This is a genomic window from Roseateles puraquae (assembly GCF_002205845.1).
Classification (GTDB): domain Bacteria; phylum Pseudomonadota; class Gammaproteobacteria; order Burkholderiales; family Burkholderiaceae_C; genus Pelomonas; species Pelomonas puraquae.
In genome coordinates, this window is the sequence record NZ_NISI01000002.1 from 97,792 (window position 1) to 121,137 (window position 23,346).

At 71.0% G+C, this 23,346-nt stretch carries 22 protein-coding genes; 19 read left to right on the forward strand and 3 right to left on the reverse strand.

Translation table 11 applies throughout. The annotated features are described in order from the left end of the window. Positions 1-60 precede the first annotated feature (60 nt). From CDO81_RS07510 to CDO81_RS07530, 5 genes are all read left to right on the forward strand, one after another. Positions 61-1,362: a UDP-N-acetylglucosamine 1-carboxyvinyltransferase gene (locus tag CDO81_RS07510; RefSeq protein ID WP_088483021.1), complete on the forward strand. Its 1,302-nt coding sequence runs from the start codon at positions 61-63 to the stop codon at positions 1,360-1,362. Between the two features lie 151 nt (positions 1,363-1,513). Further along, positions 1,514-2,431, forward strand: a complete 918-nt coding sequence (locus CDO81_RS07515) for a TIGR02285 family protein (RefSeq protein ID WP_088482565.1) — start codon at positions 1,514-1,516, stop codon at positions 2,429-2,431. Positions 2,432-2,433: 2 nt separating this feature from the next. Continuing rightward, entirely contained in the window at positions 2,434-3,351 is a 918-nt protein-coding gene (locus tag CDO81_RS07520; RefSeq protein WP_088482566.1) for a pseudouridine synthase, read from the forward strand. After that, the gene (locus CDO81_RS07525) at positions 3,348-4,430 is read left to right on the forward strand and encodes a sensor domain-containing diguanylate cyclase (RefSeq protein ID WP_088482567.1); all 1,083 of its coding nucleotides are present in this window, start codon (positions 3,348-3,350) and stop codon (positions 4,428-4,430) included. Before CDO81_RS07520 ends, CDO81_RS07525 begins: the two co-directional genes overlap by 4 nt. A gap of 124 nt (positions 4,431-4,554) precedes the next feature. Beyond that, positions 4,555-5,532 carry a GGDEF domain-containing protein gene (locus CDO81_RS07530; RefSeq protein ID WP_088482568.1) on the forward strand — a complete coding sequence of 326 codons (978 nt, stop codon included), beginning with the start codon at positions 4,555-4,557 and terminating at the stop codon, positions 5,530-5,532. A 276-nt stretch (positions 5,533-5,808) separates the two neighbouring features. Here CDO81_RS07530 and CDO81_RS07535 read toward each other — a convergent pair whose 3' ends face one another. Together CDO81_RS07535 and CDO81_RS07540 are read right to left on the reverse strand one after the other, a co-directional pair. After that, positions 5,809-6,627: an HDOD domain-containing protein gene (locus CDO81_RS07535; RefSeq protein ID WP_088482569.1), complete on the reverse strand. Its 819-nt coding sequence runs from the start codon at positions 6,625-6,627 to the stop codon at positions 5,809-5,811. Between the two features lie 39 nt (positions 6,628-6,666). Next, on the reverse strand, positions 6,667-7,428 hold the full coding sequence (locus tag CDO81_RS07540; RefSeq protein WP_088482570.1) for a sulfite exporter TauE/SafE family protein: 762 nt from the start codon (positions 7,426-7,428) through the stop codon (positions 6,667-6,669). 325 nt (positions 7,429-7,753) lie between these two features. Here CDO81_RS07540 and CDO81_RS07545 point away from each other — a divergent pair, with 325 nt between their 5' ends. From CDO81_RS07545 to CDO81_RS07605, 13 genes are all read left to right on the forward strand, one after another. Beyond that, positions 7,754-9,151, forward strand: coding sequence for a TIGR03790 family protein (locus CDO81_RS07545; RefSeq protein ID WP_144397162.1), 1,398 nt, complete (start codon positions 7,754-7,756; stop codon positions 9,149-9,151). Positions 9,152-9,254: 103 nt separating this feature from the next. Beyond that, positions 9,255-9,671 (forward strand): type II secretion system major pseudopilin GspG, encoded by a 417-nt coding sequence (gene gspG / locus CDO81_RS07550; RefSeq protein WP_088482571.1) that lies wholly within the window; start codon positions 9,255-9,257, stop codon positions 9,669-9,671. Between the two features lie 10 nt (positions 9,672-9,681). Beyond that, positions 9,682-10,869, forward strand: coding sequence for a type II secretion system F family protein (locus CDO81_RS07555; protein WP_158218187.1), 1,188 nt, complete (start codon positions 9,682-9,684; stop codon positions 10,867-10,869). Then, positions 10,866-12,380, forward strand: coding sequence for a GspE/PulE family protein (locus CDO81_RS07560; protein WP_088482573.1), 1,515 nt, complete (start codon positions 10,866-10,868; stop codon positions 12,378-12,380). Before CDO81_RS07555 ends, CDO81_RS07560 begins: the two co-directional genes overlap by 4 nt. Beyond that, positions 12,373-13,515 carry a hypothetical protein gene (locus CDO81_RS07565; RefSeq protein WP_088482574.1) on the forward strand — a complete coding sequence of 381 codons (1,143 nt, stop codon included), beginning with the start codon at positions 12,373-12,375 and terminating at the stop codon, positions 13,513-13,515. The genes CDO81_RS07560 and CDO81_RS07565 overlap by 8 nt, the downstream gene beginning before the upstream one ends. Beyond that, a complete protein-coding gene (locus CDO81_RS07570) occupies positions 13,512-14,021 on the forward strand; it encodes a GspMb/PilO family protein (protein ID WP_088482575.1) in 510 nt (169 codons plus the stop codon). The genes CDO81_RS07565 and CDO81_RS07570 overlap by 4 nt, the downstream gene beginning before the upstream one ends. Further along, on the forward strand, positions 14,018-14,566 hold the full coding sequence (locus CDO81_RS28325) for a hypothetical protein (protein ID WP_088482576.1): 549 nt from the start codon (positions 14,018-14,020) through the stop codon (positions 14,564-14,566). The genes CDO81_RS07570 and CDO81_RS28325 overlap by 4 nt, the downstream gene beginning before the upstream one ends. Next, positions 14,563-16,752 (forward strand): secretin N-terminal domain-containing protein, encoded by a 2,190-nt coding sequence (locus CDO81_RS07580; protein WP_088482577.1) that lies wholly within the window; start codon positions 14,563-14,565, stop codon positions 16,750-16,752. Before CDO81_RS28325 ends, CDO81_RS07580 begins: the two co-directional genes overlap by 4 nt. Positions 16,753-16,760: 8 nt before the next feature. Further along, a complete protein-coding gene (locus CDO81_RS07585) occupies positions 16,761-17,228 on the forward strand; it encodes a type II secretion system protein (RefSeq protein ID WP_088482578.1) in 468 nt (155 codons plus the stop codon). Continuing rightward, positions 17,228-17,614, forward strand: coding sequence for a type II secretion system protein (locus CDO81_RS07590; protein WP_088482579.1), 387 nt, complete (start codon positions 17,228-17,230; stop codon positions 17,612-17,614). Before CDO81_RS07585 ends, CDO81_RS07590 begins: the two co-directional genes overlap by 1 nt. Before the next feature lie 2 nt (positions 17,615-17,616). Next, positions 17,617-18,147, forward strand: coding sequence for a type II secretion system protein (locus CDO81_RS07595; RefSeq protein ID WP_088482580.1), 531 nt, complete (start codon positions 17,617-17,619; stop codon positions 18,145-18,147). A gap of 227 nt (positions 18,148-18,374) precedes the next feature. Then, positions 18,375-19,109 (forward strand): NF038120 family PEP-CTERM protein, encoded by a 735-nt coding sequence (locus CDO81_RS07600; RefSeq protein ID WP_088482581.1) that lies wholly within the window; start codon positions 18,375-18,377, stop codon positions 19,107-19,109. Positions 19,110-19,138: 29 nt separating this feature from the next. Then, positions 19,139-22,309, forward strand: coding sequence for a S8 family serine peptidase (locus CDO81_RS07605; protein WP_241516909.1), 3,171 nt, complete (start codon positions 19,139-19,141; stop codon positions 22,307-22,309). 85 nt (positions 22,310-22,394) lie between these two features. Here the strand turns inward: CDO81_RS07605 and CDO81_RS07610 are convergent, their stop codons facing one another. After that, a complete protein-coding gene (locus CDO81_RS07610; RefSeq protein ID WP_144397163.1) occupies positions 22,395-22,793 on the reverse strand; it encodes a hypothetical protein in 399 nt (132 codons plus the stop codon). A gap of 49 nt (positions 22,794-22,842) precedes the next feature. Here CDO81_RS07610 and CDO81_RS07615 point away from each other — a divergent pair, with 49 nt between their 5' ends. Beyond that, complete coding sequence (locus CDO81_RS07615; protein WP_088482583.1) at positions 22,843-23,346, forward strand: CAP domain-containing protein; 504 nt, start codon at positions 22,843-22,845, stop codon at positions 23,344-23,346.

Below are 23,346 nucleotides of genomic sequence, written 5' to 3' on the forward strand. Positions count from 1 at the left end.
CCGCAAACCCCGACAATCCTCTCCGCGCGCCGCTTGCGCGCACTGCCCACCAGCCCTTCGATGTCTCACCTGATCGTCCACGGCGGCACGCCCCTCTCGGGCCGCATCATTCCCTCGGCGAACAAGAACGCCGTCCTCCCCATCCTCTGCGCCACGCTGCTGACCAAGCAGCCGGTGCGTCTGCGCGGTGTGCCCGAGATCACCGACGTGAAGAAGATCGTCGAGGTCTTCCGCAAGCTCGGCTCCAAGGTGGAGCTCGATTTCAAGACCGGCATCCTCGACGTGCACCACGCCGACACGCATTTCGACCCCAACGTCGACCGCCTGCCGGAAGAGATGCGCTCGTCCATCATGCTGGTGCCCGGGCTGATGGCCCGCTTCGGTGCGGCCCGCATTGAGGACGACGTCAAGGGCTGCACGCTGGGCGCTCGCGAGATCGACCCGCACGTGGAGGTGTTCGAGCGCTTCGGCGCCCAGGTGGAGCGCCTGCCGGACGGCCTCATCCTGCGCGTGCACCGGCCGCTGACGGCCAACGCCCACTGGACGGACTACGCCTCGGTCACCACCACCGAGAACTTCGTGCTGTGCGCCGCCCTGGCCGATGGCGTCTCCACGCTCACCAACGCCGCCAGCGAGCCGCATGTGCAGGAGTTCTGCAACTTCATGTCGCTGCTGGGCGCCAAGATCGAGGGCCATGGCACCTCCAAGCTCAAGATCACCGGCGTGCAGGACCTCGGCGGGGCCGACTACACCTTCACCGAAGACTTCCACGAGATCGTGACCTTCCTCGCCTTGGGTGCCATCACCGGGGGCAATGTGCAGGTCAAGAACGGCGCGCCGGAGATGTTCCCGCTGCTGGATCGCACCTTTGCCAAGTTCGGCGTGCAGATCGTGCACGAAGACGGCTGGAGCCGCTGCGTGGTGGACGGCCCGCTGAAGGTGAAGGAGCCCTTCACCCGCAACATCCTGCAGAAGGTCGAGGCCGCGCCCTGGCCCTATGTGCCGGTGGACCTGCTGCCCATCTTCGTGGCGCTGGGGGTCAAGGCCGAGGGCAGCGTGATGTTCTGGAACAAGGTGTACGACGGCGCCATGGGCTGGACGAGCGAGCTGGCCAAGTTCGGCGCGCATGCCTTCCTGAGCGACCCGCACCGCATGATCACCTTCGGCGGCAAGCCGCTGAGCCCGGCCGAGGTCGAGAGCCCCTACATCATCCGCGTGGCCATCGCGCTGCTGATGGTGGCCGCGAGCATCCCGGGCAAGAGCGTGATCAAGAACGCGACGCCCATCCGCCGCGCGCACCCGAACTTCGTGGAGCACATCGGCGAGCTGGGCGCGCGCATGGAGTGGGTCGAAGGCGATTGAGATGGAGCCCGTCGTCCAACCTCGCGGCGCTGGACGTGCGCGAGTCTGGCCGGTCTTGCCGACCGCGCCGCGGCTCGCGCCGCAGGCACATCACCAGACCGGGCCGGCTTCGGAGCGGCCCGGCGCTCGGCCCGAAGACCAGGGGCGCTGAGTGAGCCTGCGTGTGTTCGTAGCTGCATTGACGGCAGCCTTCGCTACGTTTGCAGCTGCTGCTCCGGCGCCGGCGTCGCTGGGCACCATCCGCTGGGTGGTGCAGGACGTGCCGCCTCATTTCACCTTTGCGCAAGGCCACGCGCCGCGCAGCGTGGCGGAGCTGGGGCGGGGCGAGGTGGACGGCTTCATGCGGGTGCTGATCGCGCGCATGCCGGGCTGGCAGCATGAGTTCGTCGAGGCCAGCACCGCGCGCTACGAGGCTGAGAGCCGGCGCGGCCGGACGCTGTGCTCCACGCTGCATGTGCGCACCCCGGAGCGGCTGCAGTGGGCGTGGTTCTCGCACCTGTACCCGCCGCTGGTATCGCGAGAGATCCATGTGGTCGTGCGGCGCGAGCTGCTGGACCGGCTGGCGCCGGCGCGGCCGGAGGATGGCCGCTTGCAGTTGGCCGAGTTGCTCAAGCGCCCGGAGCTGCGCCTGATCGTTGCGCGCGACCGGGCCTTCGGCGCGCAGATCGACAACCTGCTGGCCCAGCACACCGTCGCGCGCATCCCGGTCGGCACCAAGCTGGGCTCGCAAGTGCTGGACATGCTGCGTGCCGGCCGCATGGACTACACGCTCGAGTACCCCACGGTGCTGCATGAATACCTGGCCCGCCAGAGTGACCCCGGGGCCCTGGTGGCCCTGCCCATGGCCGAGGGTCTGAGCACGCTGCTGGCCACGGTGTCGTGCAGCCGCACGCCGGAGGGCCGGCGCGCCATCGAGGCGATCGACGCGGCGGTGCGCGACCTGGCCCGCGACCCTCGGCGCGAGGCCTGGGTGCGTGAATGGCGGGGTGACCGCTCCACGCCCCAGGACCTGCGTCGCCTCAATGCCTACATGGACGAGCGCGCCCGGGGCGGGCCGCGCATCGAGTAGCCGTGGCCCGCCCGCCCAAGCCTGCGTTGCCGCTGCGCCAGGGCGTGGCTGCCAGCGCGGTGTTCTGCCCGCCGGGCGCGTGGCCGACGACCACGGCCTTCCTGAACGAGCGGCTGCCGCGGGTCGACGACTGGGCCGAGCGCGTGGCCCGTGGCGATGTCGTCGACGACGAGGGCCGCGCCGTGCCCGATGCGCCCTACCGTGGCAACCGGCGCCTGTATTACTGGCGCCATCTCGACACCGAACCCGAGGTGCCGTTCGAGGCACGCATCGTCTTCCAGGACGAGCACCTGCTGGTGGCTGACAAGCCGCACTTCCTGCCGGTCACCCCCAGCGGCCTGTACGCGCGCCAGACGCTGATGGCCCGCCTGCGCGACGCCACCGGCCTGGTCGACCTGAACCCCGTGCATCGGCTCGACCGCGAGACCGCCGGGCTCGTGGTCTTCAACCTCCGGCGCGAGGCCCGTGACGCCTACCACCGGCTCTTTCGGGACCGTGCGGTCGAGAAGGTCTACGAGGCCATCGCGCCGTTGGGCGCCGGCCCGTGGCCGCGCACCGTGCGCCACCGCCTGGCCGAGCCGCCGGGCGAGAACTTCATGCAGATGCAGGTGGTGGCGGGCGAGCCCAATGCCGAGACCTGGATCGACCTGGTCGAGCCCTTGCACGGTCCGCATGAGGGCCTGGCGCGCTACGAGCTGCGCCCGCGCACAGGCCTGCGCCACCAGCTGCGCGTGCAGATGAACGCGCTGGGCCTGCCGCTGCTGGGCGACCGCATCTACCCGGTGTTGCAGCCGCATGAAAACCCGCCGTCCTTCGAGGCGCCGTTGCAGCTCGTGGCGCGCGCGCTGTCGTTCACCGACCCCATCACCGGACAGGCGCGTCATTTCGAGCGCGCAGCGCTCACAATCGCGCACCGATGAATGCGTCCAACCCCCAAGATCAGGTTCAGGAGCTGCGCCGCCAGCTGAAGTCGCTGCTGGACGCCGCGACCGCCAACGAGCGCAAGCTGGACCGCTTCGACGCGCTGGAGCGCCGCCTGATCGCGGTCAGCTCCATGGAGGAGCTGGTCAACCTGCTGCTGGTGGACTGCCGTGACGATTTCGGGCTGGATGCCGCCGAGCTGTGGCTGCTCGATCTTGATGAAGAGCTGCGCCGCGCGCTGCCGGCCCTGCCCATGGTCAAGCCGCCGCGCCTGCTGGATGGCCACGGCCCGCTGAAAGACCTGTTCGGCGCGACGCGCAGCACGCGGCTCATCGGGCCGGGCGCGGACGAAGGCCTGCTGGCGCTGGCGTTCGCGCCCGAGTCGGGCATCAAGTCGGCTGCCCTGCTGCCGCTGATCCGCCAAGGCCTGCTGATCGGCAGCCTGCATTTCGGCTCCCGCGACCCCGAGCGCTACGACAGCAGCTCCGGCACCAAGTTCCTCGACCGCCTGGCCGCCATTGCCGCCATCGCCATCGAGAGCATGCTCAACCGCGAGCGCCTGCGCCGCGCGGGCATGACCGACGGCCTCACCGGCGTGCACAACCGCCGCTATTTCGACCACCGCAGCCTGATCGAGTTCAGCCAGGCGGTGCGCCACCGCTACCCGCTGGCCTGCCTCTTCCTGGACATCGACCACTTCAAGGCCATCAACGACCGCCACGGCCACCCCACCGGGGATGAAGTGCTGCGCCAGGTCGGCGGGCTCATCCAGCGCTCCCTGCGCACGGGCGATCTGGCCGCGCGCTATGGCGGCGAGGAGTTCGTCGTGCTGCTGCCGCGCACCGACGAAGCCGGCGCCCGCGAGGTGGCCGAGCGCATCCGGCAGATGGTGCAGGACGCGCCCTTCGTGACGCCCGAGGGCGGCACGGTCAGTGCGACGCTGTCGGTCGGGCTGGCCATGCTGCCGGTCGAGGCCACGAGCTTCGGGGACCTGCTGGCGGCCGCCGATCGTGCGGTCTACGAGGCCAAGCGCCGCGGCCGCAACTGCACCGTGGTGGACGAATCGCCCGCCGCCTGACGCGGCCTGGCCCGGTCCTTCCTGACAGGCGGCCTACGGCGTGGCGGCCTGGAACGCCCAGACAAACCCCGAGCGCGCCTCCCGAGGGTGGCCTTGACAATTTGTGACGCCCGCCGAATCAAGCATGACCACCGACTCCCTCGCCGAAGCACCCGATGCCGGCGGCTCTCGCCGGCTGGCATCCCTGCGGCTGCGGCTGGCGCTGGCGGTGCCGTTGCTGACGAGCGGGGTGGTGCTGATCTTCGAGTGGAGCCTGGGCGGGGCCGACCCCATCCGCGAGAGCCTGGCCCGCATGGCCTGGCTGGTGCTGCTGCTCAGCGTGGCGCTGCTGCTGCTGATCGAGGCGCTGCTGTTGCGGCCGCTGCGGCGTTTGGCCGAGGGTGGTGAGGCGATGGCCGCGGCGCCGGCCACCGCGCCATTGGAGGACGTCACCGGCCTCGGGGGCGAACTGGGCCGCGTGGGTCGCGCGCTGGCGCAGGTCAGCGGGCTGTGGCGCCAGCAGGAGAGCGAGGCGCGCGAGCTGCGCCGCGAGTTGGCCCAGCAGCGGCAGTTGCTGCAGCAGGCCCATGTCGCCCTGGAGGCCAATCAGCGCGAGCTGGCCAGCCTCGCGCGCGTGGACCCGCTGACGGGCATTGCCAACCGGCTGGTCTTCGAGGAGTCGCTGCGGCGGGAGTTCAAGCGCGCCCAGCGGCTGCGCGGCCTGCTGGCGGTGGCGGTGCTCGACCTGGACCAGTTCAAGCAATTCAACCTCGCCCACGGCGCGGCCGCGGGTGACGCCGCACTCAAGCGCGTGGCGGGCCTGCTCAGCGATCGCTTCAAGCGCGACACCGACCTTGTTGCCCGCCTGGGCGGCGAAGAGTTCGTGGCCCTGCTGCCCGGCTTCGGCATGGCTGAGGCCCAGGGCGTGCTCGAAACCCTGCGCGAAGACCTGCGCGCGCTGCGCCTGCCCGACGGCCAGGGCGACCTGACCCTCAGCATCGGCCTGGCTGCGGCCAGCCCGGCCCATCCCTACCTCAGCGCCCAGGCGCTGCTGCAGGCGGCCGACGAGGCGCTCTACATCGCCAAGCACACCGGGCGTGATCGCTTGAGCCTCGCGGCGTAGATGGGTGCCCCTCGCCCAGCTGCGCCGCGCTGAACGCGGGCGACGCTGATCGATCCCCCGAGGGGATGGCGATGCAGGCGGCATCGAGCCGCCCGCACATCGCCTGCGGGCCGGCTTGGGGCGGCCCGGCGCCGGTCCGCATGCCAGCCGCTTGCCCAGCCGCCAGTCGCGCCGCAGGCCGCGACCCCTCCAGCAGCCGCCGTGGAACCGGCTCTGCCGGGCCACCGGCGGTGCCCCCTTGAGGGGGCTGGCGAAGCCAGTAGGGGGTGGACTTTTTTACCGGCCGTGTTCCTGCGCGGCGAGCAGTTGCTCGTTCACACGGCGCGCGGCGCGCAGCACGAGGGTTTCGTCGAGCTGGGCCTGAGGGGCGATCTGGCTGGCGATGTCGTCGAGCTGGTCGGGGTGGTTGATCAGCGCCCAGGCAACGGTCGAGATGGCGGCCACGCTGCGGCGGGCGAGGGCATCGGGCATGGTCAGCGACGACTGGATCTCCACATGGTGGCGCACGCTGGCCACCGCCGCCGGGGCCAGGCCCCAGCTCTCGCACAGGGCAGCGCCCAGCGCGTCATGGCTCACACCGAAAGCGGTGCGCTCCAGTTCCACCAGTTCGGCGTCGCGGGTGGCGGCGCGCAGCATGGCGGGGTAGTGAGCCGGCGCGTGGCGGTAGAGCACCGCCTTGCCACACTCCTCGAACAGGCCTGCGGAGTGTGCGGCCCAGGGGTCCACGCCCAGCATCTGGCCCATGCGGCCCATCAGCAGGCCGCGCTGCGATGCGCGGGCCCACACCGACTCCAGCTCCGCCGCCGCCGGGAAGGCGGCGCGCAGGCCCATCTCGAACGTGATGGCCGCCACTTCGCGCATGCCGAGGTAGGTCAGCGCCTGGTGCACGGTCTGCACCCGGCCGCGCAAGCCATAGAGGGAGGAATTGACCGCCTTCATCACCGCGGCGGCCAGCGCCATGTCGGTCTCGACCAGGGCGGACATGGCCTGCAGGTCGATGTCTTCCGCCGCCATCAGCAGCGAGAGCTTGACCAGGACCTCGGGCTGGGTCGGGATCTCGATGTCCAGATTGCGCAGTTGAGGATCGACGGGCATGGTTTCGGGGGTGTCTTTCGGGGGATGTCTGATCGTAGTTCAGCGCAGGAAGGCATCCCAGGCTGTTTTGAGGATGAGCGCCCCCACGACCGTGATGAACACACCACGAACGAAGCCTGCGCCATGCTTGAGCGCCAACCGGGTGCCCGCCAGGCTGCCGATCACGTTGGTCACGGCCATCACCGCGGCCACGTGCCACCAGATGTGGCCCTTGCTGACGAACAGCGCGATCGCGAAGCCGTTCGTCACCAGGTTCATCAGCTTGGCGGTGGCTGAGGCGTGCAGGAAGTCGTAGCCCAGCACACGCACGAACAGGAACACGAAGAAGCTGCCGGTGCCTGGGCCGAAGAAGCCGTCGTAGAAGCCCACGGCCAGCGCGATGGCGCCGGCCACGGTGGCCTCGGCCCGGCCGGTGAAGCGCGGCGCGTGTTCGCGGCCGAGATCCTTGCGCGCGAGGGTGTAGACGAAGACCGCCAGCAGGATCAGCGGCAGCGCCTTGCGCAGGCCGTCGGGGCTCACCAGCGTCAGGACCCAGGCGCCGGTGAAGCTGCCCGCCCCGGCCAGCACGGCGGCCGGCAGCAGGCGCGCCCAGGGCAACTGCACCCGGCGCACGTACTGCAGCGTGGCCCAGCCCGTGCCCCAGATGGCCGCGCCCTTGTTGGAGCCCATCAGCGTGGCCGGGGCGGCATTCGGGAAGGTGCTGAAGAGGGCGGGCGTGAGGATCAACCCGCCGCCGCCGGCCACGGCATCGATGAAGCCGGCGAGCAGGGAGGCGAGGGCGACGATGGTGAGGTCGAGCATTCCGAGGCGGCGAGAGGCGGTGCCGAGAGGGCGGGCCGGGCGAGGGCAGAAAAAAGAAACGGCCACCAAGGGTGCCTTGGTGGCCGTCGTGATTGTCTTCGGGGTTACGAAGCAACCATGTGCGTCTAGCGCTTGTCTTGTCTCCTCACAACCCGCCCGGCGGTCCTGGACCGGGAGCCCGGAACCGCGTCGAGTGACGAGAATGTATTGCCCCGCGCCGGTGCACGAAACTGGGGTATTTACGGGTTCGCTGGCTACGAAAGGTGCATATGCGCCCCAAAAGTGTGCGCTACCAGGGCTTCCGGCGCCCGTCAGAATGTCGCCCATGCGTCACCTGAACCGTGCCTTCGCTCTGCTGGTGCTCTCGTGCCTGGCCGCCTGCGGTGGCGGCGGCGGTGGCGCCTCAGGCAGCGTCGGGACCGGGGGCGACAGCGGCTCCGGAGGCGCCACCGGCCCCGGGCAGACGCTCACCCTCATGCTGCCTGCCAGCGGCCTGGCGCCGGCCGACCTGGCGGTGGTGGTGGCCGAGGGTGATGCGCTGAGCGAAGCCGTCGGTGCGGCCTACCTGGCGGCACGGGGTGTGCCGGCAGCCAACCTCGTCCGGGTGAGGGTCAACACCGCCAATGACGTGATCTCCGCCGCCGACTTCGCGTTGCTAAAAGCCGACATCGACGCCCGGCTGCCCGCCGGCGTGCAGGCCACGCTGCTGACCTGGGCGGCGCCCAGCCGCGTGTTCGGCACCTGCAGCATGGGCATCACCAGCGCGATGGCCTTCGGTTACGACGCCCGCTGGTGCAACCCGGCACCCACCACCAACACCTGTGCGGCCACGGCCGTGTCGCCGCTGTACGACAGCGAATCCCGCCGCCCGCAGGCCGACCTGCAGGTTCGGCCGTCCATGCTGCTGGGCGCCCGTACGGTGGCCGCGGCCCAGGCCCTGATCAGCCGCGGCGTGGCTGCGGACGCCACGCGGCCCGGCGGTGATGCCTGGCTGGTGCGCACCACCGATGCCGACCGCAGCGTGCGCTGGACCGATTTCGCCGGCCTGCCCACCGCCTGGAGCGGGGCGCTGACCGTGAATTACCTGGACAACAGCAGCGGCCCGGCGACCGGCAACTCGCTGTCGGGCCGCAGCGGGCTGCTCTTCTACCTGACGGGCCTGGCCACTGTCGACCAGCTCGCGACGCTGCAGTTCCGCCCCGGCGCCCTGGCCGACACGCTGACCTCCTTCAGCGGCCTGCTGCCTAGCGCCAACGGCCAGACGCCCGTGACCGCCTTCCTCGACGCCGGCGCCACGGCCAGCTACGGCACGGTCGAGGAGCCCTGCAACCCGCTGCAGAAGTTCTCCCGCGCCTCCGTCCTCATCGACCACTACTGGCGCGGCGCGACTGCGATCGAGGCCTACTGGCGTGCCGTGCAATGGCCGGGTCAGGGCCTGTTCGTCGGCGAGCCGCTGGCCCAGCCCTTCCGCGATACGCCGAGCTTCGCCATCGTCAACGGCGAGTACCAGATCAAGACCCGCCAACTGCGCCCCGGCAGCCGTTACACGCTGGAGTACCTGCAGGGCGGCAGCTGGACGGCGCTCGCCAGCTTTACCGGCGTGCGCGGCCAGCCGCTGGACGGCCGTGCACCACTGCCCCCGGCGGCGGCGACCCAGATCCGCTGGGTTGGCCCCTGCCCGAGCAACGCGGCCAACCGTTGCACGCTGGCGCAGTCGACCTGAGGGTCTGGCGGCCGCTTACCTCCAAACGCGCGTCGGTCAAATCCCGATTGCAGGGGGCTGCTTGGCGTTGAATAGTCGCAGCCCCGCAGTACCCTCGCTCCCCATGCTCCCGTCTTCCCGCGCGCGCGGCTTCACGCTGCTTGAACTCCTGGTCGTCATGGTCATCATTGGCCTGCTGGCGGGTTATGTGGGGCCGAAGTTCTTCGGCCAGATCGGCAAGAGCGAGGTCAAGGCCGCCCGGGCGCAGATCGATGCGCTGCAGAAGGCCCTCGACCAGTACCGCCTGGATGTCGGCCGCTACCCGAGCACCGATCAGGGCCTGGCGGTGCTGGTCACCAAGCCGGCCGACGAGCCGAAGTGGGCCGGCCCCTATCTGGCCAAGGCCGTGCCCAAGGACCCCTGGGGCAACGACTACCAGTACCGCAGCCCCGGCGAGCATGGCGAGTACGACCTGCTGAGCTTCGGCAAGGACGGCCGCCCCGGCGGCGAGGGTGAGGACGCCGACCTCACGTCCTGGTAACGGGCCGCCCGTGCCGCAGTTCCAGACCCGCGTGCTGCGTGCCGGCACGGTGAGCACCCAGCGCGTCGAGGCGCCTGACCGCGCCGCGGTGGCGGCGGTGCTCGGCGTGCCGCCGCAGCATGTGCTGGAGGTGCGCGAGCTCGCCGCGCCCGCGCTCGGCCGGCGCCGTGGTGGGCGCTTCCCCCTGCAGCTCTTCAGCCAGGAGCTCGCGGTGCTGCTGGACGCCGGCATCGCCCTGCTTGAAGCCCTGAACACCCTGCGCGAGAAGGAAGGCCAGCCCGGCGTGCGCGCGGCGCTGGATGCGGTCATTGGCCAGATCGAGCAGGGCCAGCCGCTGTCGACGGCGCTGCGCCAGCAGCCGCAGGCGTTTGACGAGCTCATCTGCGCCATCGTGGCCGCCAACGAGAAGACCGGCCAGCTGTCCGTGGCGCTGGCCCAGCATGCGCGCTACCTGGCCTGGGTGGACGCGCTGCGCTCGCGCCTGGTGGCTGCCCTGGTCTACCCGCTGATGCTGCTCGGCGTGGGCGGTGCGGTCATCCTCTTCCTGCTGCTGTATGTGCTGCCACGCTTTGCCGGCATCCTGGAGCAGACCAGCGCCGAGCTGCCCTGGGCCTCGCGCGTGCTGATCGAGTTCGGCCAGACGGCCGGCGGGCATCCGGGCCTGGTGCTCGGGGCGCTGGCGGCGCTGGGCTTCGGGGTCTACGCGTTGTTGCGTCAGCCCGGCGTGCGCCGCCGCGCCCAAGCGCTGCTCTGGACGCTGCCGGGCCTGGGCCCGCGCCTGCGGGTGCTGGCACTGGCGCGGCTGTACCGGTCGCTGGCCATGCTGCTGGCCTCGGGTGTGCCGGCGCTGGCGGCGCTGAAGATCGTGGTCGACGTGGTGGCCGCGCCTTGGCGCGCGGCGGTGCAGGCCGCGGCCCAGCAGATCGAGCGCGGCGAGCGCCTGTCCAGCGCCTTCGACGCCCAGGACCTGGCCACGCCGGTCGCCCGGCGCATGCTGCGCGTGGGCGAGCGCAGCGGCGAGGTCGCCCCCATGCTCGAACGCGCGGCCGCCTTTCATGACGAAGAAGCCGCTCGCCTCACCGACCTGCTGTCGCGCCTCGTGAACCCGGCGCTGATGCTGATCATGGGCGTGCTGATCGGCGGGATCATCGTGCTGATGTACCTGCCGATCTTCCAGTTGGTGGAGCAGGTGCAATGAGTGCCGTCTCGCTGACGGACTGGCTGCCGGCCGACCAGGGCCCCTGGCACCTGGACTTCGAACAATGGCCCCAGGCCCAGGCGCAGCGCTGGCGCGCGGTGCTGGCCGTGGGCGAGCAGGGGCGGCGGGTGCTGCTGGCCGAGCGTGACGAGGATGCACTGCTGCTGCAGAGCATCGAGGCGCGGCTGAATGCGCCGGTGGGCTGGCAGCGTTGCTCGGGCGAGGCGGTGACGCATTTCCTGGGCGCGGGGGAGGCGGATTTCCGCGCGCTGTCGGACGTCGAGGAAGCCCTTGCCGCGGTGGAAGACCACACCGAGGAGCTGTCTGCCCTGGCCTTGAGCGAGCAGGCCAGCCCGGTGGTGCGGCTGCTCAACGCCACGCTGTACGACGCGCTGCAGGATGCGGCCTCCGACATCCACATCGAATGCACCGCCCGTGGCGCGGTCATCCGGTTCCGCGTGGACGGCGTGATGGCCGTGGTGCGGCAGGTCGAAGGGCCGCAGGTGGCGGAGCAGCTGGTCTCGCGCCTGAAGGTGATGGCCGAGCTCGACATCGGCGAGCGCCGCCTGCCGCAGGACGGCCGCTTCAAGCTGCGGGTGCAGGGGCGGGAGATCGACTTCCGGCTGTCCATCATGCCTAGCGTGTTCGGCGAGGACGCGGTCATCCGCATCCTGGACCGCGCCGCCATTGCGCGCGCTGGCACGCTGACGCTGGATGCCCTGGGCTTCGGCGACGACGAGCGCGCCGCCATCCGCCACCAGGCCCGCCAGCCCCACGGCATGCTGCTGGTGACCGGCCCGACCGGCTCGGGCAAGACGACCACGCTCTACGCCACGCTGGCCGAGATCCATACCGGCGCGGACAAGATCATCACCATCGAAGACCCGGTCGAGTACCAGCTCGCGGGCGTGGTGCAGATCCCGGTCAACGAGAAAAAGGGCCTGACGTTCTCGCGCGGCCTGCGCTCCATCCTGCGCCACGACCCCGACCGCGTCATGGTGGGCGAGATCCGCGATGCCGAGACCGCGCAGATCGCGGTGCAGGCCGCGCTGACCGGCCACCTGGTGTTCAGCACGGTGCATGCAAACAATGCGTTCGACGTCATCGGCCGCTTCATGCACATGGGGCTGGACCTGTACAACGTGGTGTCGGCCCTGAACGCGGTGCTGGCACAGCGCCTCTTGCGGCTCACGTGCAAGCACTGCGCCCAGCCGTTCATGCCTGACGCTGCCACGCTGGCGCGCCATGGTGTCCTGAATGGCAATTTCCTGAAGGGCGAGGGCTGTGGCCACTGCCGAGGCACTGGCTACAAGGGGCGGCGCGCGGTGGCCGAGCTGCTGCGGCTGGACGACGGCCTGCGCGACCTGATCGCCGCGCGGGCGCCGATGTCCGAGATCAAGGCCGCGGCGCGGGCGCGGGGCATGAAGTCGCTGCGCGAGATGGCGCTGGCAGCGGTCTGCCGCGGCGAGACCACTTTCGAGGAGCTGGAACGTGTCACCCTCGATGAGTGAACGCCTGCGCCGCCAGCTCGCCGCCCGCCTGGCCCGGCCGCGGCGGCTGTTCGTCACGCCCGGTGGCGACGAGCTTGACGCCTGGTGCCGCGAGCACCCGGGCACGGCGGTGGAGCTGATCGTCAGCGCCCGTGCCTTGCATGAGCTGGTGGTCGAGCCTGGCCTGCCGCTGCCCGACCTGGACGCGGTGCAGGCCTATGCCCAGCAGCAGTTCGCGCATTACTTCGGGGCGGCCGCGCAGCGTTTTGCGGTTGCACCTTGGCGCGTGGCTGGCCGCAGCGGCGCCTCGGCGCTGCACGGGCTGGACCTGGCCGCGCTGCAGGCCCGTGCGTCGGCCGCCCAGGTGCGCCTGGTGCGGGTGCGGCCGGCCTGGAGTGCCTGGCTCGCGTCACTGCCCGCCAGCGTGCGCGCGGCCACGGGCCGGTTGGTCTGGCACGAGGGCAGTGACGGCGATGTGACCGTGGTCGTCATCGAGGTCGAGCAAGGCCGGGTAGGTGCGCTGCAACTGCGCCGCCTGCACCGGCTGGGCGACCTCGGCGGCGCCACGCCGCTGGCCCTGGGTTCGCCCGCCGACAGCCTGGCCCCGCAACCCGGCCCGGCGGTGCCTCAGCCTGATTTCCTGCCGCGCGGCACGCGCTCGCCGCTGGCCTGGCCGTTGGCGGTCACCGGTGCGCTGGTGCTGGCCACGGCCGGCTGGAGTGCACTGGAAAGCCGGCGCGCGCTGGAGGTGGCCCAGGCCGCCCGCGATCGCGTGGCTCAGTTGCGCGCCGCCGCGCCGGCGACGCCGCGGCCCGCCGCCCGCAGCCGCAGCGAGCCGGCCGAGAACCGCAGCGCTGCCGAGGCGCGCGCGCTACTCGGCATGCCCTGGGAGCCGCTGCTGAGCCGAGTCGAGACGGCCGGTGCCGAAGCGCGGCCGATTGCCTGGCTGGGCCTGGACGCCAAGGCCGGGCGTGGTGAATTGCGCCTCGAAGGCCTCACGCCCGACCGCCTGCTGGCGCTGCAACTGGCGGAGCAGCTGGGCACGACGCCGGGCTGGAGCCAGGTGGTGCTGTCGCGCTTTTCCACGGCCGAGACCGGGCTGGTGGGCCAGCGCTTCGAGATCGTCGCCCGGGTGCCGGCGGGAGGTGGCTCGTGAGGCCGGCGCAGCTCTGGCGCCAGCTCGGGTGGCCCGGCGCGGCCGGGCTGCTGCTGCTCGTGCTGGCCGCGCTGGCCTGGGGCTGGGGTCAGCGCTGGGACGCCCAGGCGGCCCTGCTGCAGGCCGAAGCCCGCGCGCTGCGAGCCCAGGCCCGGCCGGTGGCCACGGCATCCGCTCCGGTGAGCCTGCAGCAGTGGCAGGCCGCGCTGCCGCCGGCCAGCGCCCGCCAGCAGCGGCTGGCTGACCTGCTGGAAATGGCCCTGCGCCTGGACCTGAACACCGCCCGCACCGAGCACCGCCTGGCCAGCGCCGAGGGCCTGGAGCGCTTGCGCGTGACCATGCCGGTCACCGGCAGCTACGCCCAGGTGCGGCGCTTCATTGCGTCGGCGCTGGCGCACGACCCAGCCTTGAGCCTGGATGCGGTCAAGCTGCGTCGGGCCAGCCCCATGGCGGCCGAGGTCGAGGCCGAGCTGCAGTGGTCTTTGCACGGGAAGGCGGCGCCATGACCCTCGCACCGCGCCAACTGGCCCTGGGTGCCGCGCTGGCGGGCACGCTGGCCGCCACGGCCTGGGTGGCCCTGCAGCCGGACGACGAACCGGCTGCGGTGGCTGCACTGCCCGCACGGCGTACCGCGCCGGTGGCGGCTTTGTCAGCGAGCGGTCCCGCCCCGGCGACCTCCGCGGCGTCCACGGCCTCCTCGGCCGCAGCGCGTGAGCCCTGGGCCGAGCCCACGCCCGCGCAGCTGGCCGCCTGGCAACCCCCGCCGCCGCCGCCGCCGCCGCCCGCGCCACCGCCGGTGGCCGCAGCACCGCCACCGCCACCCGTGGCCCCGCCGGCGCCGTATCAGATGATCGGCCGGGTCATCGAAGGCGAGGGCGCGCGCGCCGTCGAGGTGGCGCTGCTCAGCGGCCCGAACAAGGCCGTCAGCGCGCGGCCGGGCGACGTCATCGACGGCCAGTGGCGCGTCGAGCAGGTGTCCGAGAGTGGCGTGCGCCTGACCTGGCTGCCCGGCCAGCTTCCCCAGAACATCGTCTTCAGGCAAGCCCCATGAAGCACTTCCTTCTTCTTTGCAGTGCCGTCCTGCTGACGGCCTGCGCCAACCCGGCGCTGCGCCAGGCCGAGGACCTCGGCCGCAGCAACCAGTGGCCGGCAGCGCTGCGCGTGCTGGACGATGCCGTCGCCAAAGACCCGACCGACCCGCAGCTGCGCGCCGCCCAGGTGCGGGCACGCGAGCAGGCCACGGCGCGGCTCATCCTGCAGATCGAAGCGCTGCGCGGTGCCGGCCGCTGGGACGAGGCGTCCGCGCTGCTGAGCCAGCTGGCCCTGGCCGACCCGCGCCACCCGCGGCTGGCCGCCCTCACCACCGAAGTGGAGCGCAGCCGCCGCCAGGACGGCCAGCTGGCCGCCGGCCGGGCCGCGCTGAAGGAAGGCCGCATCGAGCGTGCCGACGCCATCGCCCGCGAGGTGCTGGCGGAGTCGCCCCAGCATCCCGGCGCGCGGCTGCTGGCCAGCCAGGTGGCGCAGGCGCGGCCGCTGGAGTCCGCCGTGGGCGAGCTCGGCCCGGCCTTCCAGAAGCCGATCACGCTGGAGTTCCGCGATGCGCCGCTGCGCCAGGTGTTCGAGTCACTGGCGCGTTCCAGCGGCGTGAACTTCGTGTTCGACAAGGACGTGCGCTCCGACGCCCGCATCACCATCTTCCTGCGCAACGTGACGCTGGACGAGGCCATGCGCGTCGTGCTGAGCACGCAGCAACTGGACCGCAAGCTGCTCAACGACAGCTCGGTGCTGATCTTCCCGAACACCGCGGCCAAGCAGCGGGAGCACCAGGAGCTCATCACCCGCACCCTCTACCTCACCAATGCCGACGTGAAGCAGGTGCAGGCCATGGTGCGGTCCATCGCCAAGGTGCGCGACATCCACATCGACGAACGCCTGAATCTGCTGGTGGTGCGCGACACCCCCGAGGTGCTGCGGCTGGTGGAGAAGCTCATCGCCTCGGTGGACCTGCCCGAGCCCGAGGTCATGCTGGAGGTGGAGGTCATGGAGCTGGCCACCGACCAGGTCGAGGCACTCGGCCTGCAGTGGCCGGAGACGGCCCAGCTCGGCATCAGCGATGCGGCGGGCAACATCCCGTCCCAGGTGTTCGTGGGCGGCAAGAACCCGATCAACTTCCGCGCGAGCATCGCCAATCCGGTGGTGGTAGCCACGCTGCGCGGCACCTCGGGCAACTCCAACATCCTGGCCAACCCCAAGATCCGCGTGCGCAACCGCGACAAGGCCAAGGTGCACATCGGCCAGAAGCTGCCGGTGTTCACGACCACCACCAACTTCACCGGCTCCACGTCGGTGGCCGCGTCGGTCAGCTACCTCGACATCGGCCTGAAGCTGGATGTCGAACCCACCATCCAGCTCGACAACGACGTGGTCATCAAGGTGGGCCTGGAGGTCAGCAACCTGATCCGCCAGGTGACCGGCCCCGGCGGCACCACGGCCTACGAGATCGGCACCCGCAACACGTCCACCGTGCTGCGCCTGGCCGATGGCGAGACACAGGTGCTCGCCGGCCTCATCAACGACGAAGACCGCAAGAGCGCCTCCGGCATTCCGGGGCTGTCGCGCATCCCGCTGCTGGGGCGGCTCTTCGGCACCCACACCGACACGCGCAACAAGACCGAGGTGGTGTTGCTCATCACGCCGCGCGTGGTGCGCAACCTCGCGGTGCCCGATGCCTCGTTGACCCGCCTGGCCAGTGGCGTGGACGCCAGCCCCGGCGCCTTCAGCAGCCTGCTGCGGCGCGAAGCGCGGGTGGGCGGTGCGCCGGCCACGGCTGCGGCCAACCCGGCACCAGCCCCGGCGCCCGGCCAGGCACCGTCAGCTCCCGCCGCACCGCCCGCTGAAGCCGTGCTCAAGCTCGACGTGACCCCGCAGGTGCCGGCCGGCGGCACGATCTCGGTGGCACTCAAGAACGACAGCGGCCTGCAGATCAAGGGCGAGGTCGAGTACGACGCCACCAAGCTCGCGCCCGCCCAGCCGCTGCAGGGCGCCGCGCCCGGCCGCTACCCGGTGGAGCTGGCGCCGCGCGGGGAGCGTGTGGTGGCCTTGCGTGCTCTGCCCGCGGCGGCCGGCCAGGTGCTCAACATCAACCTGGGTGGCCTGTCGGCAGCCGGGTTGAACGGTGAGTCGGCGCCGGTGCGGGTCGACGGCAGCGGCCTGCTCACGGTGGACGCCGCCCGCTGAGGCCGGACATGCGCAGCCGCGGCTTCACGCTCGTCGAGATGCTGGTCGTGCTGGCCATGCTGGGCGTGCTTGCCTCGGCCGCGCGGCCGCTGCTGGAGCTGTCGGTACAGCGCAGCCGCGAGCAGGAGCTGCGCCAGGGCCTGCGCACGCTGCGTGAGGCGCTGGACGCCTACAAGCGCGCCGCCGAGTCGGGCAGCATTCCGCTCGGCCCCGAAGACAGCGGCTACCCGCAGAAGCTGCAGCAACTCGTCGACGGCGTGGCCGATGCGCGCAATCCCAATGGCCGCAAGCTCTACTTCCTGAGGCGCCTGCCGCGCGACCCCTTCGCGCCGGCCGAGCTGCCCGCGGCGGAGACCTGGGGCCTGCGGTCCTACGACAGCCCGCCCGATGACCCGCGTGCGGGCAAGGACGTGTTCGATGTCTTCTCCCGCTCCGAGCGCCGCGCGCTGGACGGCAGCCGGCTGAAGGACTGGTGATGCGCCGCACCCGCCTGCGTGGCTTCACGCTCATCGAGCTCATCGTCGTGATGGCCATCGTCGGCCTGCTCGCGTCCATCGTCGCGCCGCGCTACTTCGCGTCCCTCCACAAAAGCAAGGAGACCGCGCTGCTGCAGTCCCTCACGACGATGCGGGATGCGATCGACCAGTTCGCGGCCGACAAGGGCCGGTATCCAGAGTCACTGCAGGAGCTGGCCACGGCGCGCTACCTGCGCCAGGTGCCGGAAGACCCGCTCACCGGCAGCCGCGACAGCTGGGTGGAGCTGCCACCGCCCACCGACATGCAGGCCGCCGGCCGCGTCTGGGATGTGCGCAGCGGCGCCGCCGGCCGCAGTGCCGACGGGCGGCTGTACGCCGACTGGTGACGATGCGCCCCGCTCGCCGGGCCGCGCAGCGCGGCTTCACCTACCTGGCGGTGCTGTTCCTGGTGGCGCTCACCGCCGCGGGCCTCGCGGCGCTCGGCCAGGCCTGGAGCACGGCGGCGCAGCGCGAGAAGGAGCGCGAGCTGGCGTTCCGTGGCCAGGAGATCGCGCGCGCCATGCGGAGCTACTTCCGCGCCACGCCCACCCCGCCGCAGCAATACCCGGCGTCGCTGCAGGACCTGCTCGAAGACCGGCGCGGCCCCGTGGTGCGTCGGCATCTGCGGCGCCTGTATGCCGACCCCTTCACGGGCCAACCCGACTGGGTGCTGGTGGCGGCGCCAGGCCAGCCCGATCGTTTCAGCGGCGTGCACAGCCGCTCCAGCCAGCCGCTGCTGCGTACGGTCGCACCCGACGGGACCACCGCCGCCACGGCCGAACAGCGGGTCTTCCTGGCCGAGGCGGACGCGGCCGCCGTGCCGGGCCTGCCCCTGCCGGCCCCGGCGCCGGCCGCCTCCGCAGCCTCCCTGCCACGCTGAAGCCGTCCCGTTCATTCAGTTGTCACCGGTGAAAACCCTCCACCCCCGCAGGTGAAGGGCCGGAGAACTTGGGATATGCGTGAATTTTTGCGTGAACAGAATCGAGCGCTTCCGGCGGCGGCCATTCCTGCCCCGGTTGGCGCTTCGGCATGCGGTCGCCCGATCGGCGGCTGCCTTGTTGTCCGGCAGCACGTTTTTTCAACTGATCGCAGAAGGTAGGTAGTGCAATGAAAAAGGTTGGGATCCGATTGGCCCTGGCGGCCGCAACCCTGTTGACGTCCCTCGGCGTGCAGGCCGGTGTGTTGCGCTCGACGGTCACGTTCGACCCCGTCGACACGTCGGGCCTGTTCTTCCCGCCTGCCCTGGTCTACGGCGATGAGTTCTACCAGTCGGCCTTCGGCCGCACGATGTGGTTTGACCCGGCCTCCAACTCGCCGACCGGGCAGTTTGGCGACCTCGTTGGCGCCATCCAGACCGGCCCCTGCGCTGACCTGGTCTGCCCCGTCAACAACGCCACGAACTATGTGAGCCTGGTGAACGACGCCTTCCTGGCGTTCGGCATGGCTGACGGGTTCACGTTCTCCGTGAAGAGCCTGGACGCCAGCTTCATCGGCACGGGTGACCCCGTGGCCGCCACGCCGGCCTACCTCGCGCTGCAAGGCGTGCGCGGCGGGCAATCGCTGACGGCGTACTACGCGCTGACCGGCCTGGACGGCAATGGCAACCTGAACTTCAGCACCATCAACACAGGTGTGTTCGGCGACTACGAGTTTGACACCGTCTACGCCTTTGCCTACGTCTGCAAGGACTCCAGCTGCCAGGCCTTCTCGACCAACCAGGCCCAGTTCGCACTGGACAACATCAACGTCGAGCACGTGCCCGAGCCCGCCAGCCTGGCGCTCGTCGGCATGGCCGGCCTGGCCTGGATGGGCGCCCGCCGCCGCCGTGCCACCGCCGCCTGAGCCCGCTGCCGTCTCGAAAGGATCAACCCATGAAGATGAAACTCAAGCCCGCCGCGTTGGCGACTCTGCTGTTGGCCACGGGCCTGGCGACCAGCGCCTTCGCGCAGGACCGCAAGACCTACATCGTCCAGCTCAAGGATGAGCCGGCGGCCTCCTACCAGGGCGGCGTGACCGGCCTGACCGCCACGCAGCCCGCGCCCGGCGAAACCTTCAAGTTCGGCACCGCGGCCGTGCAGGCCTATGTGAACTATCTGGGCCAGCAGCAGAGCAACGTGCTGTCGCTGGTGGGCAATGCGCCAGTGCTGGCGCAGTACAAGGTGGTCTTCAACGGCTTTGCGGCCAGCCTGACCGATGACGAGGCCCGCACGCTGGCCGCGAATTCGCAGGTCGCTGGCCTGTGGCTGGACGAAGCCCGCAAGCTCGAAACCATCTCCACCTCGCGCTTCCTGAAGCTCACTGAACCCGGCGGCCTGTGGTCGCGCACCGTGGGTGGCCAGCCGCTCAAGGGCGAGAACATGGTCGTCGGCGTGATCGACGGCGGCATCTGGCCGGAAAACCCGGCCTTCTTCGACCGCGTCGACAGCAACGGCGTGCCCAGCAACAACCCGGCCGACGCGCAGGTCTACGGCCCCCCGCCGGCCAGCTTCACCGGCGGCTGCGTGGCCGGCCCCGGCATCGACCCGGCCAAGCACTGCAACAACAAGCTGGTCGGCATCAAGCACTACAACACCGGCTTCAAGGCCAGCGGCCGCGTGCTGCACTGGACGGATTTCGCCGACTCCGGGCGCGACTCGCTGTCCGGCGCGACCGGCCACGGCGGCCACGGGGACCACACCGCCTCCACGGCGGCCGGCAACTCCAACGTGCCGGTCATCCTCAACAACTCGATCATTGGCACGGCCTCGGGCATGGCGCCGCGTGCCCGTGTGGCCGCGTACAAGGTCTGCTGGACCTATGTTGCACCCGCTGCGACCGACGGCACCGGCAGCGAGAACCGCTGCTTCAACTCCGACTCGGTGGCGGCCATCGACGCGGCCGTGGCCGATGGCGTCAACGTCATCAACTACTCCATCAGCGGCTCGCAGACCACGGTCAACGACCCCGTCGAGCAGGCCTTCTACCGCGCAGCCCGTGCCGGTGTGTTCGTGGCAGCCTCCGCCGGCAACAGCGGCCCCGGCCAGGCCGTGGCCCACATCAGCCCGTGGCTGACCACGGTGGCGGCCTCCACGCATGACCGCAGCTTCTCCGGCAGCGCAACCGTCGGTGGCACGACCTACAACGGCGGCTCCACCACCGCGGTCGGCCTGCCGGCCACCGAGATGATCCTGGCTGAGAACGCCGGTGTCGGCGGCGGCAGCGCCAGCCTGTGCTTCAGCGCCGCGCCGCCGGCCGGCCAGGTGCTGCTCGACCCGGCCAAGGTGGCCGGCAAGCTGGTCGTGTGCACGCGGGGCAACAACGCACGCGTGGACAAGGGCGATGCGGTGCGCAATGCCGGCGGCGTGGGCATGATCCTCGTCAATGCGGCTGCCGGCCAGACGCTCGACAGCGACTTCCAGTCGGTGCCGACCGTGCAGGTCAGCAACACGGACGGCGCGGCCATCAAGACCTATGTGCAGGCCAATGCCGGCGCCAAGGGCACGATCAACCCGGCGGTCATCGGCACCAAGCCGGCGCCGATCATGGCCGACTTCTCCTCGCGCGGCCCCAACGGTGGCGACAGCAACGTGCTCAAGCCCGACCTGACGGCCCCGGGCGTGGACATCATTGCCCAGGTCACGCCGGCGCAGACGGAAGCCCAGAAGGACGCGATCGTGGCAGGCACCCTGGTGCCGCCGCCGGCCTGGGACAGCTACAACGGCACCTCCATGTCCAGCCCCCACGTGGCTGGTATTGCGCTGCTGCTGAAGCAGGCCAACCCGACCTGGGGGCCGGGCGCCATCAAGTCGGCATTGATGACGACGACCTACTCCACGCTGGACGATGGCCTGCCCTCGCCGCAAAACGGTCTGCTGCCCTGGGCTCAGGGTGCCGGTCATATCGACCCGCAGAAGGCGGCCGACCCGGGCCTGGTGTTCAACGCCGGTAGCAGCGACTGGATCAAGTACCAGTGCAAGGTCAACCGCAGCGCGGTCATCCCGGCCAGCGACTGCACGACCATCGGCACGCTGGACGAGACCTACAACCTGAACCTGCCGTCCATCACCGTGGGCACCGTGGTGGATACCGTCACCGTCACGCGCAGCGTCACCAACGTCAGCAGCAGCACCTCGACCTACAACGCCACCGTCACGTCGCCGGCCGGTTTCAACACCACCGTCTCGCCGACCCAGCTGACCCTGGCCCCGGGTGAGACGAAGAGCTTCACGGTCACGCTGACCAAAGCAGGTTCGGCGTTGAATGTCTGGAAGTTCGGTCAGCTGGTCTGGAGTGACGGAACGCACAGTGTGCGTTCGCCCATCCAGGCCCGTGTCGGTCAGGCCATCACGGCACCGGCGGAGTTCACCGATACCAAGGCGTCCGGCAGCAAGCTGTTCACGGTGCGCACGGCATTCGGCGGCCGCATGGGCGCGCTCAAGGGCGGCCTGAAGGATGTGACGATGTCTGCAGAGCGGTCTCTGACGCCGTTGGCCACCACCTCCGCGACGCTGGCCACCCGCTGCAGCAGCAGCACGAACTATGCGTCCATCGCCAAGTACGACGTCACCGTGCCGAACGGCACCATGGTGGCCCGCTGGGCGCTGCGCCAGGCGGACGTTGGCCGCTCGACGGATGACAACGACCTGATCGTCATCGACATGGGCTCGATGAAGGCGACCTACTCCGGCAACGATGGATCGGACGAAGCCGTGCAGATGCTCAATCCGACGCCGGGTTCCTATCGTGTGTGCGTGCTCGCCTATGCCGGTACGGCGCCGATGAAGCACAAGCTCTCGAGCTGGATCGTGTTGCCTGGCGATGCGGGCGGTCTGAATGCGCTGGTGCCTTCGCAGGTCTATCCGGGCAGTACCGCCACGGTGGGTCTGAGCTGGACGGGCGTGAGCGCTGGCAAGCGGACGGTGGGCGCGGCACAGTGGCTGGATGCCTCAGGCAACGTCCAGGCGACGACGGTCCTGCGGGTGTCCAACGACGGCAGCGTGCCGGTGCAGAACGTGCCGACCAATGTTGCCGGCAAGAACGTGGACGCGCCGCTGCCGGAATAAGTCATGCACCGCTGCCGGGGCCCATCGGCCTCGGCAAATCAGGCCGCACACCGCCAGGCGTGCGGCCTTTTCGTTTTCTTGGCGCTCAGGACGCGCCGCGTGAGGCAGGCGAGGGCACGTTGACCTGGCACCGGTGGGCCACGCAAGCCGCGCCGGGGTCGGTCAGCATGCGGCAGTTGGAACGCAGGCCGCTGGCCTCCTGCTCACGCTTCTCGGCCGCGGCCTGGCGTTGGGCCAGGGTGGTCAGGCGCTCGGCGTCGGTGTCCTGGGTCGACCAGGCCCAGTAGCCCGCCGGGCCGCCGCAGGGTTTGGCGCCGACGGCGACCGTGCGGCACTGGCTGTCGCTGCTGCAGGCCGCGGTGCCGATGAGGCTGCGCAGTTCGCGGGCCAGGCGCTGCGACTCCGGCTCGGCCGGTGTCTGGGCGCAGCTGGCGAGCATGAACAGCGCCAGGACGGCCCCGAAGGTGTGTTGCTTGAGCTTCATGGGGGCCATGTTGCGCCCTTGGCGGGGCGGCAGCAACTAGCATCGCGCCATGCGCCTTGCCTGCCTGTTGCTGTTGACGTCCTCCGCGGCCCTGGCCGAGCCGGCACCGACCGACTGCCAGCCCGCTGGCGAGGCCGTGCGCGCGGCGCTGGCCGCGCTGCGCGCCCAGCCACAGCAATGTGGCGCGCGGCTGTGGCCGGCCGTGCCTGCCCTGCGCGAGAGCCCGGTGCTGGGCACGACCGCACGGCGCTTTGCGCAGGAGCTGGCGGCGCGGGACCGCATCGAGCATGTCGGCGCGGCCGGCGATTCGCTGCGGGCCCGGTTGCGGGAGGCGGGCTACGCGATGCGCCTGTCGGCCGAGAACCTGGCCGGCGGCCCCGAGACGCTGGACGAGGCCCTGGCCCAGTGGCTGGCCAGCCCCGCGCACTGCGAGAACCTCATGCTGGCCGAGGTGCAGGAATTCGGCCTGGCCTGCATCAGCGGCCCCGGGCGCTTCCAGCGCTACTGGGTGCTGCACCTGGCCGCACCCGCGGGCGGCCCGACGGCGCGGTAA

Coding starts and splice junctions, on each gene's coding strand:
- CDO81_RS07535 (WP_088482569.1), bottom strand. CDS start 6,627: ATGCCCGTCGATCCTCAACTGCGCAATCTGGACATCGAGATCCCGACC.
- CDO81_RS07610 (WP_144397163.1), bottom strand. CDS start 22,793: ATGAAGCTCAAGCAACACACCTTCGGGGCCGTCCTGGCGCTGTTCATG.
- CDO81_RS07565 (WP_088482574.1), top strand. CDS start 12,373: ATGAGTGAACGCCTGCGCCGCCAGCTCGCCGCCCGCCTGGCCCGGCCG.
- CDO81_RS07530 (WP_088482568.1), top strand. CDS start 4,555: ATGACCACCGACTCCCTCGCCGAAGCACCCGATGCCGGCGGCTCTCGC.
- CDO81_RS07545 (WP_144397162.1), top strand. CDS start 7,754: ATGCGTCACCTGAACCGTGCCTTCGCTCTGCTGGTGCTCTCGTGCCTG.
- CDO81_RS07605 (WP_241516909.1), top strand. CDS start 19,139: ATGAAGATGAAACTCAAGCCCGCCGCGTTGGCGACTCTGCTGTTGGCC.
- CDO81_RS07600 (WP_088482581.1), top strand. CDS start 18,375: ATGAAAAAGGTTGGGATCCGATTGGCCCTGGCGGCCGCAACCCTGTTG.
- CDO81_RS07615 (WP_088482583.1), top strand. CDS start 22,843: ATGCGCCTTGCCTGCCTGTTGCTGTTGACGTCCTCCGCGGCCCTGGCC.
- gspG (WP_088482571.1), top strand. CDS start 9,255: ATGCTCCCGTCTTCCCGCGCGCGCGGCTTCACGCTGCTTGAACTCCTG.
- CDO81_RS07525 (WP_088482567.1), top strand. CDS start 3,348: ATGAATGCGTCCAACCCCCAAGATCAGGTTCAGGAGCTGCGCCGCCAG.
- CDO81_RS07540 (WP_088482570.1), bottom strand. CDS start 7,428: ATGCTCGACCTCACCATCGTCGCCCTCGCCTCCCTGCTCGCCGGCTTC.
- CDO81_RS07585 (WP_088482578.1), top strand. CDS start 16,761: ATGCGCAGCCGCGGCTTCACGCTCGTCGAGATGCTGGTCGTGCTGGCC.
- CDO81_RS28325 (WP_088482576.1), top strand. CDS start 14,018: ATGACCCTCGCACCGCGCCAACTGGCCCTGGGTGCCGCGCTGGCGGGC.
- CDO81_RS07510 (WP_088483021.1), top strand. CDS start 61: ATGTCTCACCTGATCGTCCACGGCGGCACGCCCCTCTCGGGCCGCATC.
- CDO81_RS07595 (WP_088482580.1), top strand. CDS start 17,617: ATGCGCCCCGCTCGCCGGGCCGCGCAGCGCGGCTTCACCTACCTGGCG.
- CDO81_RS07560 (WP_088482573.1), top strand. CDS start 10,866: ATGAGTGCCGTCTCGCTGACGGACTGGCTGCCGGCCGACCAGGGCCCC.
- CDO81_RS07590 (WP_088482579.1), top strand. CDS start 17,228: ATGCGCCGCACCCGCCTGCGTGGCTTCACGCTCATCGAGCTCATCGTC.
- CDO81_RS07580 (WP_088482577.1), top strand. CDS start 14,563: ATGAAGCACTTCCTTCTTCTTTGCAGTGCCGTCCTGCTGACGGCCTGC.